15 protein-coding genes and 2 pseudogenes are annotated in these 11,476 nt (G+C 36.1%); 6 read left to right on the plus strand and 11 right to left on the minus strand.

Going from position 1 to position 11,476, the window contains the following annotated elements; genetic code table 11:
- The first annotated feature begins 129 nt into the window (after nucleotides 1-129).
- A complete protein-coding gene (locus BU200_RS11380) occupies nucleotides 130-237 on the plus strand; it encodes a putative holin-like toxin (protein ID WP_075099377.1) in 108 nt (35 codons plus the stop codon).
- Between the two features lie 152 nt (nucleotides 238-389).
- Here BU200_RS11380 and BU200_RS06350 read toward each other — a convergent pair whose 3' ends face one another.
- Genes BU200_RS06350 through BU200_RS06365 form a run of 4 tightly spaced genes read right to left on the minus strand, consistent with a single transcriptional unit; the run spans nucleotide 390 to nucleotide 3,338 of the window.
- Nucleotides 390-1,022 (minus strand): DUF5067 domain-containing protein, encoded by a 633-nt coding sequence (locus BU200_RS06350; protein WP_075099378.1) that lies wholly within the window; start codon nucleotides 1,020-1,022, stop codon nucleotides 390-392.
- Between the two features lie 16 nt (nucleotides 1,023-1,038).
- A complete protein-coding gene (locus BU200_RS06355) occupies nucleotides 1,039-1,623 on the minus strand; it encodes a hypothetical protein (protein ID WP_075099379.1) in 585 nt (194 codons plus the stop codon).
- Nucleotides 1,624-1,655: 32 nt separating this feature from the next.
- Nucleotides 1,656-2,273, minus strand: coding sequence for a TFIIB-type zinc ribbon-containing protein (locus tag BU200_RS06360; RefSeq protein ID WP_075099380.1), 618 nt, complete (start codon nucleotides 2,271-2,273; stop codon nucleotides 1,656-1,658).
- Nucleotides 2,274-2,276: 3 nt separating this feature from the next.
- A complete protein-coding gene (locus BU200_RS06365) occupies nucleotides 2,277-3,338 on the minus strand; it encodes an SPFH domain-containing protein (protein WP_075099381.1) in 1,062 nt (353 codons plus the stop codon).
- Nucleotides 3,339-3,590: 252 nt separating this feature from the next.
- Here BU200_RS06365 and BU200_RS06370 point away from each other — a divergent pair, with 252 nt between their 5' ends.
- Complete coding sequence (locus BU200_RS06370; RefSeq protein WP_075099382.1) at nucleotides 3,591-3,920, plus strand: helix-turn-helix domain-containing protein; 330 nt, start codon at nucleotides 3,591-3,593, stop codon at nucleotides 3,918-3,920.
- 320 nt (nucleotides 3,921-4,240) lie between these two features.
- Here BU200_RS06370 and BU200_RS06375 read toward each other — a convergent pair whose 3' ends face one another.
- From BU200_RS06375 to BU200_RS06390, 4 genes are all read right to left on the minus strand, one after another.
- Nucleotides 4,241-4,588, minus strand: coding sequence for a class-II aminoacyl-tRNA synthetase family protein (locus BU200_RS06375; protein ID WP_075099383.1), 348 nt, complete (start codon nucleotides 4,586-4,588; stop codon nucleotides 4,241-4,243).
- Between the two features lie 164 nt (nucleotides 4,589-4,752).
- On the minus strand, nucleotides 4,753-5,088 hold the full coding sequence (locus BU200_RS11480) for a hypothetical protein (RefSeq protein ID WP_075099392.1): 336 nt from the start codon (nucleotides 5,086-5,088) through the stop codon (nucleotides 4,753-4,755).
- 308 nt (nucleotides 5,089-5,396) lie between these two features.
- Complete coding sequence (locus BU200_RS06385) at nucleotides 5,397-5,600, minus strand: helix-turn-helix domain-containing protein (protein ID WP_083609374.1); 204 nt, start codon at nucleotides 5,598-5,600, stop codon at nucleotides 5,397-5,399.
- An 86-nt stretch (nucleotides 5,601-5,686) separates the two neighbouring features.
- The gene (locus tag BU200_RS06390) at nucleotides 5,687-5,875 is read right to left on the minus strand and encodes a helix-turn-helix domain-containing protein (RefSeq protein WP_075099385.1); all 189 of its coding nucleotides are present in this window, start codon (nucleotides 5,873-5,875) and stop codon (nucleotides 5,687-5,689) included.
- A gap of 174 nt (nucleotides 5,876-6,049) precedes the next feature.
- Between BU200_RS06390 and BU200_RS06395 the strand changes: the two genes are divergently transcribed.
- Together BU200_RS06395 and BU200_RS06400 are read left to right on the plus strand one after the other, a co-directional pair.
- Nucleotides 6,050-6,649, plus strand: a complete 600-nt coding sequence (locus tag BU200_RS06395) for a helix-turn-helix domain-containing protein (protein WP_075099386.1) — start codon at nucleotides 6,050-6,052, stop codon at nucleotides 6,647-6,649.
- A 67-nt stretch (nucleotides 6,650-6,716) separates the two neighbouring features.
- Complete coding sequence (locus BU200_RS06400) at nucleotides 6,717-7,856, plus strand: site-specific integrase (protein WP_075099387.1); 1,140 nt, start codon at nucleotides 6,717-6,719, stop codon at nucleotides 7,854-7,856.
- 100 nt (nucleotides 7,857-7,956) lie between these two features.
- Here the strand turns inward: BU200_RS06400 and BU200_RS06405 are convergent, their stop codons facing one another.
- From BU200_RS06405 to BU200_RS06415, 3 genes and pseudogenes are all read right to left on the minus strand, one after another.
- A complete protein-coding gene (locus tag BU200_RS06405) occupies nucleotides 7,957-8,199 on the minus strand; it encodes a type B 50S ribosomal protein L31 (protein WP_067091298.1) in 243 nt (80 codons plus the stop codon).
- 272 nt (nucleotides 8,200-8,471) lie between these two features.
- Nucleotides 8,472-9,383: pseudogene (locus BU200_RS06410) on the minus strand (FAD:protein FMN transferase); the annotation flags it as partial.
- Nucleotides 9,370-10,308 carry a DHH family phosphoesterase gene (locus tag BU200_RS06415; protein ID WP_089503555.1) on the minus strand — a complete coding sequence of 313 codons (939 nt, stop codon included), beginning with the start codon at nucleotides 10,306-10,308 and terminating at the stop codon, nucleotides 9,370-9,372. The gene BU200_RS06415 and the pseudogene BU200_RS06410, both read right to left, overlap by 14 nt.
- Before the next feature lie 97 nt (nucleotides 10,309-10,405).
- Here BU200_RS06415 and BU200_RS06420 point away from each other — a divergent pair, with 97 nt between their 5' ends.
- The gene (locus tag BU200_RS06420; protein ID WP_075099391.1) at nucleotides 10,406-10,864 is read left to right on the plus strand and encodes a flavodoxin; all 459 of its coding nucleotides are present in this window, start codon (nucleotides 10,406-10,408) and stop codon (nucleotides 10,862-10,864) included.
- Nucleotides 10,865-11,301: 437 nt separating this feature from the next.
- Nucleotides 11,302-11,476: pseudogene (locus BU200_RS10940) on the plus strand (IS5/IS1182 family transposase); the annotation flags it as partial.

An 11,476-nucleotide genomic window follows, 5' to 3' on the forward strand; every position in this document is an offset into this window, starting at 1 on the left:
CTTTGTTAATATTAAGTCATGTGTTATAATGAGCAGGTAAATAAGTTATGACGGTAGCTACAACCGATTGAAAGGTGGTGGTGCTTATGAAAGTAAGTGCTAAAATCTGGATAGAAAGGAGTAGCTCTTTTGTCTGTAGTAGAGGCTTTACAGTTGATGTTGGACTTTGGTAGTTTTATCATTGCTCTATTGATGTCTGTAATTGCTCTTATCTCGCTTAACAACAAAAAGAAATAACCGTCTTTTAACTTTAGCAGGTTAGACGGTTATTCTTAACTATATAACTGTGCTACCGTCTTAAACGGATTTACACTAGGAGTTAGTCTGCAAACTAGCTCCTTTTTCTATTACCATTATATGACATTGGAATAGAATTTTCAAGCGTTAAGCTACTTTAATGTATACTTCCACTCATACAGTGACGTATAATCATATTGAAAATCAAATATAACAGGGTCTGTTTCATTTTCTAGCTCTAAAGGATAAAATCCTGATATTGTTCCACCAGCATTAAGCCTATCTTGTAAATGGTTATTTTCAGACGAAGTTAACGAACCATAAGAAAGTGAATTCGATGTATTCTCGTTTCTTTGTTTAATATCTACTAAAGAACTAAACAATAATTGTACACCCTTTTCCTCACTACTCTTATTAGTAATAGAAAATGAAACTTTCAGAACGGGCTTATCTTTATAACCTTTAACTGTTTCAATTTTATCAATCACTAATTTTCCTTCAGGACTTTCAAAGGTTTTAGTTTCTTCATTCCATGAGGCTGAAATTTTTTCATTTTCTGAATCAGTATTTGTTAATTCAGAGTCGTCATCATCTGAATTTTCTTGTTCCAATGGAAGACTTACAGTAGCTTTAGATGCTTTTTCAGCTACAGCAAGTAGCTTTTCTATTTTTGAGTTATTGCTATTCACAACTGAAAATGAAATAAATGCTAGAGCTAAGCAAAATACCGAAAATATAGTAAATACAATTTCACGTGGTGTTAATTTTAAAAAAATTTTATTCAAAGTAATCTCCTCACTACTACTGTATAACTTGTGCTGAAGTGACACGTACAGGGTCTATGTAAATAGTAGAGTTGGCATCAATTTTAACTGTAAATGTAACAAGAGAGGCATCTTCAATCTTTTTGGCAATAGATGAACTAGTAAACAGCATGAAACCAGCAGTGGTACCGTCTTCAATATATATGGTAGTGTTGTCCCAATCTTCTTGCCAAACAGGCACAGCATCGAATTGATAAGTTAGGCTAGTATCAAGCTCCGAATCGTTATACTTACTCACAAAATCATTGACATCTAAAACTACAGGATTGGTTTCACTAGTAGTTACTTGTGATGTTGTTGAAGTTTCTGAGGAGCTAGATGTCGTTATAGTTTCAGTTGTGCTACTTTCTGTACTAGTAGTCTCCGAAGTGGTATTAGATGTAAACGATTCTTGGTTAGTCGAACTTTCACTACTTGAACTAGTAGTAGTTTCTAAATATCTATCTTCAATTTTTTGAGTTAACTGATTATTTTTCCTAAGCCCCGTAGCAAACACTATTGTTAGTAGAATACCTACAAAAATTAATGTTAGAGGAAGAATATGGTGTTTATTAGGCTTCATAATCCATGCTCCTCGCCTTTCTATATATTTTATTATTTATAAACAGTACTTCCACAATACTCACATTCTGTTGACTGTCCTAAAAAGGTAACGGTTGCTCCACAGTTGGAACACTTTTGGGTGGCAGTAGATTTTGAAACAACCTCCCCTATTAGAGTAGATGTTATTACTCTCTTAGAATGATTGATATAGGTTTTTTCTAGAATATTTTTTTGAATAAGAAATTCAATATCAGCGACAACTATTTCATAAGGAAAACCTACAGTATTTGTAATTTTATCTAGAGAGCCATTTTTACTATCGGCAATAGCTGATAGGTATAATGGAAATCGTTTATACTGCGGTAGTCGCATGAAACCAATATAATATACTCCAAATCCAATGAGAGCAAGAATGATGGCAAATATCAAAGAAAAAGCTCCATACCCATTAATATAGCCATAAAGACTAAAAAATGAGTACATTATCGGCAGAAGTCCTACCAAGAACGGGAAATAACCATTGTAGGTTGATTCCATAAATTTTTGTAATCTTTTCTCAGCTTGGAGTAATTTATCGTTTTCAAATATATCTTTAGGCTGTTGGAATGCACGTGAGAAGACGTTTTCGTTTTTTATCTTTGAGGATGCATTTTTAAAATTATCTAACATTTTCTATTCTCCTAACTTTTGTCCACAATTAGAGCAAAATTTCATTCCCAACTCAACTTTAAGCTGACATTGAGGACACGACAATTCCTGTTTTTGTCCACATTCGGAACAGAATTTAGCATTTTCCTGTAGGTGTGCGTGACACTTGATACAAGAATTTCCTTGTTGCTGAGTAAGATTCTGAGGGTTCAATTCTTGTGCTAATATAGAAAAACTATTTGCAAGATTTCCACCTAAACCTACCCCCATTGCCATACCCAAACCAGCCCCAAGCACTGAGGAAGCATCAGAGCCTGAATTTTTCGTTGCTCCCTCCAAGGCATCAAATGTTCTTTCCTGCTGGTAGTTATAGCCAATAATATCCATTTCAGCTCGTTTTGAAAGTGCTAGTTTTAATTGTTTAACCCCTTCATCATCTTCAGGAACACTAATATCATTTATGTAGAAGTTAATTAAACTAACACCATACTGTTGGAAGAAAGGTTGTAACTCATTAGCTAGAAAGTTTGAAAGGTCATTTAGATGGGCATTGATTTCTAAAATTCCAACATTCTTTTTTACCAAGTAGGAAGAAATAGCATCCTTTACTTTAGTGACATATAGACCTTTAAAGAAATTTGTAATAGCCATAGTATCCAAATTAGGCAGTGTTCCAACTAGATTTTTTAAGAAAATTTCTGAATTGGTTACTTTAATTCCGAAAGTTCCGTGAGCTCTAACAGGTACAAATATTCCAAAACCTGGGGCTTGTAACTGTATTGGTGTAGGTGTTCCCCATTTTATATCAAGACAATAGGCTTTGTTGATATACCATACTTCCGCAGTAAAAGGAGATTCCCCATCAAAAGGAAGATTAACGATATTGTTTAGGATAGGAATATTAGCGGTATCAAGAGTGTATCGTCCAGCAGGAAAAATATCAGCTATCTTACCTTCTTTAACTAATACTGCTTCTTGAAATTCATTTACAATCAGTTGTGTAAAGGTACTCAGTTCATCATTTGGGTATTTCCATGCTAATACGTTTGGATTTCCATTGTATTTTACTAAGTCAATAAGTGGCATATTTTCCCTCCTATAAAACGCATTATTAATCTATACATTAGATGTTTTGAAATATCAAGATATTAGTAGCTTTATCTCCTATTAATTTATGGCTACCTAAGCAAACAAATGTATAAAAAAATAATTACTCTTTAATAATTAAATTATATCAAAAACGTTCTAAAAATGGAACTATATTATTAAAAAGTTCTTGTTTTATACGTACAAGTTAGAGACTCTAAATGATATTCTGAATTGAAAAGGATAATTAAAATGAATAATAATGAATCACTGGCTATTTTTGTAGCTGATAGAGTTAAAGAGTTACGTAAGGAAAAAGGATTGACACAAGAGGCATTGTCAGAAGCCTCACAACTTGATATAAAGTATGTTAATAAATTGGAGAACTACAGGCACTCAGCACGTTTAGAAACCTTGGAACAGCTCTTAGAGGCTTTAGATGTGACCTACAGCGAATTTTTTAATTTTGATATAAAAGCTGATAGTAACACCATCCAAAAACTTATTAGGGCTGTAGCTAAGCTTCCTAAAAATCAACAGGAAAAGAAACTACAGGCGATTATTGATTTACTTGAAGAGTGAAAAATACCACTTGATTTTTGACATCAAGTGGTATTTTAATCTATAGACTATTGTAGTTTAGTTCCAATGATTGCAACACTAAAAAATCTCTATGTTATATGGGAGATTTGAATATGAAACTACAAAGTCAAAACACCTAGTATATATGCCAAACAATATGAAATCGTTATAGGATAAACTACAAAGCATTTGTAGGTATTTATTAAGTGTAGTTTTTATCGTATTTTGATTAGCTTACCCTAGTTTGATTTATATTGTATTAATTTATATTACCTTAACTTGGACATGTCAATGACCTGTGACTGCCCTGCCACATCTGTTTAAGATAGGTCATGATATTCTTTAGTTGTTAATATATCGTATTCATATAAAAGTCCTACATATTTAGATTCGTTATACCTACGCATATCTATGTAATTCTGCTCATGGAAATCAGTTATATGATAAACTAATTCATCATTTAATTGTTTTACAAGTTCTGCCTCTTCCAGTATATCTAGAATATCTTCCGTTAAACCTGTCAACCTTAATATCATATATGCCTCACATACTCCATCATCATCTGTATTTTGCAACATATGAAAATAGAAAGCCTGTGCTTCAAGCGGTAACGTTAAAAAACGCTGTGTCTGTGTAACTGTCTTGCTCATCATTCTACGATTTCCCATTATAAATAATACCTCCTTTATTAATTGAAACAATATTCTCTAGATAAGATGGAAATGAAGAAATAATCTCTTTCCTCATTTCCATCTCACTTTCTCTGCTTAATGTAAACATAATGCAATTATTTGGCTGATTTTTACAATAAGACTACAGTTCTAACAAACTATCACTGAATGTTTATTGTTTTAAATTTTGTCCTATTTTCTGGACATTTTTGACTATTTTCTGACTGAAAATGCCTAGTCAATCTAGTCTTCTCACTCTGAGATAGCTTCCTCTTAATTCTCACAAAAGGATGCACAGAATAATTATCAAGGTCAGATAACTTTGCTGATACAGAGATTATCTTACCTCCTTCTACCTCTTTGGTAATCGTTTCAAAATATGATTCCAATTTCAAAATCTTATTGATATGTTTGCGAACATTACTTTCAAAGTACCAGCACTTATCTAACTCATCATATCGTATAAGTGTCTCTTTCTCTTCGCTAAGGTACATCACTTCCCCCTTTTCTATTTCACTAACCATTCCATCACAAAATGATAAATCCTCTTATCTTATCTTTAACAAAGCATATTAAAGCTATTCAAATTATTTATTTTTCATGCAATACTCCTTAATTTTAACAATTAATGTTATAATGGAGTAAGAGAACTACATTGGAGTCAGGAATCAAGTAGTTTTTCTTACTCATATACAAAAGAGTTAGTTTAACTAGCTCTTTTTTGCACGCTGATAATTTACTAATTTCACATTAATACCATCCCCTTCCATGAATTGAGCACTCCTTCTATATGCCGACAAGACTTTTACTGCTTTAAGTGCTCTAATATGCTATCTACATCTTTTAAGTCATAATAGATAGCTTTGCCTTGTCGCCTACCACGTAAGCCCAAGGCTTTGAGTTTATTTAAGTATTTGTAATCAAACCCATAGAGCTCCATGAGCTCTTTTTGTTTAATCGGTTTTCGCTGTAAAGCTTCTAGCTTCTGTGTAGCTATTTTATCTGCCATTTCTAGAATCCCCTTGACTAGTTCTTGACTAGCATTTTCAGTAAGAAACTTTCCATTATTCCACCTCCATTTCTATAACTGAATAATCAACAAACTAAGTCGTTAATCGATATATCTAAACATTCTGCAATCTTCTTTAGTGTAGAAAAACGAATATCTACATCTTTCTCATAATATAGAGAAACTAAGGTAGTTCGTGAAATACCTGTTTGCCTATGAATGTCAGAAATGGTCTTCTTTTGTTGTGCCAACAGCAATCTAAAGTTATTCTCCATTTAAATCTCCTTTCTTAAAAATCACTTTTTGTATCTCTAAGACTTCAAAAAGTGAATTTATTTTACAATATTTGTTTTTACAAGTCAATAGATTTTGTCCAAAAAAATGTTTTTTGTTTATATTGTTGACAAAATGAGTTCTTTACAATACAATTTAACATGGAGGAATAATAAATGATTAAAAATAATTTGAAAAAACTTTTAGCCGAACGGAGCATAAAAGTTTTACACTTATCTAATGAGACTGGTATAGCTCGCTCGACAATTAATAAAATCGCTAACAATAGTACAGACAAAATTAGTATGGAAGTTGTTAACATATTGTGCAATGCTCTTAAAGTAACCCCTAATGAGTTCTTCTCCTATATCCCTTATGATTTTTCATTTAACTATTTTCAGCTCACAGAAGAAGAGTTTGAAACTACAGAAGTCGTAAGAAATACCACTGAACAAGTAGTGTCTAATGAGATTTATAATCTATCAAAATGTTTCATCAATGTTAATAAATATGGAAAAGAACTTCATACTATTGAATTGACTGGAGTAGAGACACTAGGTTACAATCTAATTAAAAATGATGGTACCTCTCTTGATGATAAATGTATTAAGCTAGAACTCTTTTTCCCGAATGGAGATTTACTAGCTAAAGAGATTTTTGAATCTATAAACATTGAGTTTAGGACATCGATTAGTCAGCAAATACAAGCCTATCTCCTAGATAATAATGACTACTTCGAAAAGAACTTTAAACTAGATATTAATTTCCCCTTATAGCCCCCCCCCAAAAAAAAATATACCTATTCCTTTTATATGCCGACAAGCACAAAGAAAGGAATACACAATGATTAAAAAATACACTTTAAAAGATGGCTCAGTTCGCTATATGTATCATGCCTACATGGGGATTGATGAGAGAACTGGCAAGCCTAAAAAAGCTTGTAAACGTGGATTTAAGACAGCTAAAGAAGCAAGGCTAGCAGAAAGCCAACTACTGCTAAAGGTAAAAGAGTTAGGCTTAGAAGATTCTCCCAAAAGAATTAAATTTGAAGATGTTTATGAATTATGGCTAGCTCATTATAGAAATACTGTAAAAGAAAGCACCTTCGTCAGACAAAAAGCACAGGCAGAGCTACACATTCTCCCTATCTTTGGTAAGTACTTGGTAGATAAGATTTCAGTACAATTCTGTCAACAGCAAATTAATAAATGGTTTGATGGATACGTGAAGTATGCTAATTTCATGGGAATGACAAAAAGCATACTTGATTATGCTATAAATCAGGGCTACATTACAGATAATCCCATGAAGAAAATAATCAAACCTAGAAGGAAGGCTATCATTGATGAGGAGGAAAATAAAGAGAGAAATTTTTACAATAAAACTGAACTACAAGAGTTTTTAGAATGTACTCAAAAAGAAGATGAAGAGCTGGCTGTCATTTTTCGCTTATTAGCCTATACTGGCTTAAGGAAGAGTGAACTCATGGCTTTACGATGGAAAGATACTGATATATCACACTCATCATTATCAGTTAACCAGACCATAGTTTATGGAGAAAATAATCAGATGATTTTCCAAACTCCTAAGACAAGGAAAAGCAAGCGAGTAATTGCTCTTGACTCTGTTACAGTGCAATCTTTGAAAAAGTGGAAACTGAAAAAGCAAAAAGAAATCTTTCCAAAAAGATTAAAAGATGAAGATTTACTATTTACGAAATTAGACGGCACACCTCATAGCTTTGATTTCATCAATTATCATTTGCGTACGATTCTAAACAAATACAACTTGAAAAAGATAACCCCTCATGGTTTCAGGCATACTCACTGTAGTTTGCTTTTTGAAGCTGGTGCTACCATTAAAGAAGTTCAAGAGAGATTAGGGCATGAAGATATTAAAACTACAATGAATATCTACGCTCATGTCTCTGAACAAGCCAAGGAAGAAACAGCTCAAAAATTTGCTCAGTATATGAGTTTTTAGAAATATGGCAATCATTTTGGCAATCAAAGTACCAAAAAACCACTTCCAAAATCTTGGAAATGGCTTTGTACCAACGTTCTTAAGTAATAAATGCGGTTGATTATTTGAGACCGTATTTTTTGTTGAAACGATCCACACGTCCATCTGCTTGAGTGAATTTTTGACGTCCAGTGTAGAATGGGTGTGAGTCTGATGAAATTTCCACACGAATCAATGGGTATGTTTCACCTTCAAATTCGATAGTTTCTTTAGAGTTCTTTGTAGAACCGCTAAGGAACTTGTAGCCAGTAGTCGTGTCCATGAAGACAACAGTGCGATATTCTGGATGGATATCTTTTTTCATTTTAAAATTCCTTTCTGCCATGATCTCTTTCCGAGCCATAGATAATACTTATATAGTCTATCATACTTTCCTTACCTTAGCAAGACTTACTATCATTTTTTTTACTGAATAGAGGCTCCTGAACTAGCATCTGTCGGCATCTTAGCTCCAAAAGCTCCTTGGGAGGCTCCGGCATCTGTGTCTGTCTCCAAGTATCTCGTATCCAGCCTGTCCCTCACTTGATAGCTGACTTCCTTGGTCTGCTCCTTGTCTCGCAACAGGATACAGCCCTGTAAGCCCGGTGTGATCATCACTCGATCGTCCTTTGTAATGATAATGGCTTCTAGCCCTGCTTCTCCTACCACTCCTTGATAGATATCCTGAAGAGCACTACCAAACAAACGGGTCGTCCATATTTCGCCATCGATTGATTCCTTAGAAACAATGGTCAAACTAGCTAGATCGCTGGCAACAGGGTAGCCCGTCTGACGATCAAGGATATGGTGATAGGTCTTTCCCTCATAGGTCAACGTCCGCTCATAGATGCCCGATGTCACGACCGATCCTACAGCCTGTTTTAACAGCACAAGATTGTTTCCGCGGGGAAGTTTTGGATCTTGAAGACCGATTCGCCACAATCCATCTGCATGATGATGGGCGTTACCAAAGGTTCGCACATTTCCACCAAGATTGATAAGACCGCTTGACACTCCCATCCTCTCTAAGTGTTCAACAATACGATCCGCAACATAGCCCTTAGCAAGGGCACCAAGATCAATCGCCATCCCTTCTTTTTTGAGATAGATAGACTGCTCATCTTCATCTAATTCAATATCCCAGGGATTGATCAAAGCTCGTTTTTCCTCAATCTCCTCCTGACTAGGCACGCGCGCATCTGTAAAGCCAATCCGCCAGGCTTGAACCAAGGGACCAATCGTGATATTCAGTCGACTGTGGGGAGCGCAACTGTGGTGCTTTCCAAGCGCAATCAAGTCAAACAAGTCAGCTGCCACCGGCACTGCCTGCACCCCTGCATTGAGATTAACTTCCATGAGTTCAGAGGTCAAATCATTGGCTGAAAAACGCTCCTTATAAAGATATAGAAGCGCTTCTACTTGGTCTAAAATATGTTCGGGCTCCTGATGCCAGATTTTGACCTCAATCAGCGTCCCCATAAGGCGAATGCAGCGACTACTTGCTTGCATCTGCTACTACCTGCTGTAACTCGCGATAGATTTCTTCATTTTCTTCCAAGGAATAGGAATTTGCCCCACTGGCTAATGGATGACCGCCTCCATGATGACGTTTCGCAATCTCATTGATCGGAAGAAACTTACTCCGCAAGCGCACCCGATAGGAACCATCTGCCTGTTCCACAAAGACACCCCAATTTTTAATGGTATTGATACGCCCCGGTACTCCTACGATAAAGGCTGTATCAGCGTCTCCGATACCGTATTCTTTGAGCAGGGCTTGGTTCAAGACCACACGCGCAGCACCATTTTCATCTACTTCTAAATGGTCATAGACATAGCCAATAAGCTTTGCAACACTATAATCCACCGAATCCATCTGGCGTGAAAGACCTGCAAAATCAAAATCATACTGGCGAAGTTTAGCTACAATTTCAAAGGTCTTGGCAGAGGTTGCAGGATAGAGAAAACGTCCTGTATCTCCCACAATACCAGCATATAAGAGATAGGCAATGTCGCTATCTATTTCCAAGCCCAGTTCCAAGGCAAAATGCGCAATCATCTCGCTGCATGAACTCGCCTTGGTATCCACCCAAGAAAGGTCACCGTAGACCTCATCATTAGGATGATGGTCTATCTTGATCAGAAAATCTCCCTGCCTGTATCGCTGGTCATCAATTCGCGCTTGATTGGCGGTATCTGTCACAATGACCAAGGCTCCCTGATATTCACTATCTTCAACTGTCTCCATCTGTGCTAGCCAGGCAAGGTTAGGCTCTGTATAGCCTGTCACCTTAATGGTCTTTTCAGGGAAGTTTTTTTGTAACAAGGCTTGTAAGCCTACCTGACTGCCTAAGGCATCTGGATCAGGCCGCATGTGGCGGTGAATCAGAATAGTCTGATATTCTTTTATTTTTTCTAAAATCATCTCTAACATACTACACACTCCTTTTTTCATTCTATCATAAAAGTGGCGCTTTTGAAAATTTAGAGAATGTGGTATACTAGGGCTATCATTATTTTTGGAGGAACTTATGGCACTGGCAAAAATTGTCTACGCTAGTATGACAGGCAATACCGAAGAGATTGCCGATATTGTTGCGACGAAACTCGAGGAACTCGGTCTTGAAGTGCACAATGATGAATGTACGACTGTCGAAACCGAAGAAATTTTAGACGCAGATATCATTATCGTGGCGACCTATACCTATTCTTACGGTGGAGATGGGGAATTACCTGATGAAATCGTTGATTTCTATTCAGACCTAGCTGACTACGACTTGACCGGAAAAATCTACGGTGTCTGCGGGTCAGGTGATACCTTCTATGAAGACTTCTGTAAATCCGTTGACGACTTTGACCTTATGTTGGCGTCACGCGGTGCAACCAAGGGAGCGGAAAATGTCAAGGTTGACTTGGCAGCTGAAGAAGACGACATTGCCCATCTCGAAAAATTCGCAACAGACCTTGTTGCAGCCCTGGAAGCCCAGTAACCTTTTCATCCTATGTCACGAAGCTCTTGAGAATTGAGTTCGGACGAGGTCTTTGTAGCTTGATAGTCATCAACTATTACTTATGTAACAACAAAAAGAAGAGCGGATAAGCCCATTTCAAGATCGGGCTTATCCGCTCTCTTTTTATAGTCGTTTCGTGTTCTTCATACTCGTCAAAAATCAAATTCTGACGTCGTTCATTCACCTTGCTGAGTAAAAAGCTCCTGTGGAGGTTTTGAGCCTATTTCCTAAAGAACCATCATCAGCTAAAACTGAAACAGTTATCGCTCTCTTTTACACAGCTCGTAGCCCGAGTTCAATTACACAAGACGAGTTAACGAAGTAATAAAAGATAAACAAAATGAGGGGACCTCTAAAAACTTCCTAAATTTCCCCAAAATGAGATAATAGAATAAAAAGTAATGAGGAGAGCTGTCATGCATTTATTCACAGACGATGAAAAAATCTTGTCAAAACTATCAGAAAAAGGCAATCCCTTAGAACGTTTGGATGCCGTTATGGATTGGAATATCTTTCTTCCTTTGTTGTCAGAGTTATTCAGTCGTAAAGATAAAGTCATCAGTCGTGGCGGTCGTCCTCACCTAGACTATC

The organism is Streptococcus acidominimus, from assembly GCF_001921825.1.
Lineage (GTDB): Bacteria > Bacillota > Bacilli > Lactobacillales > Streptococcaceae > Streptococcus > Streptococcus acidominimus.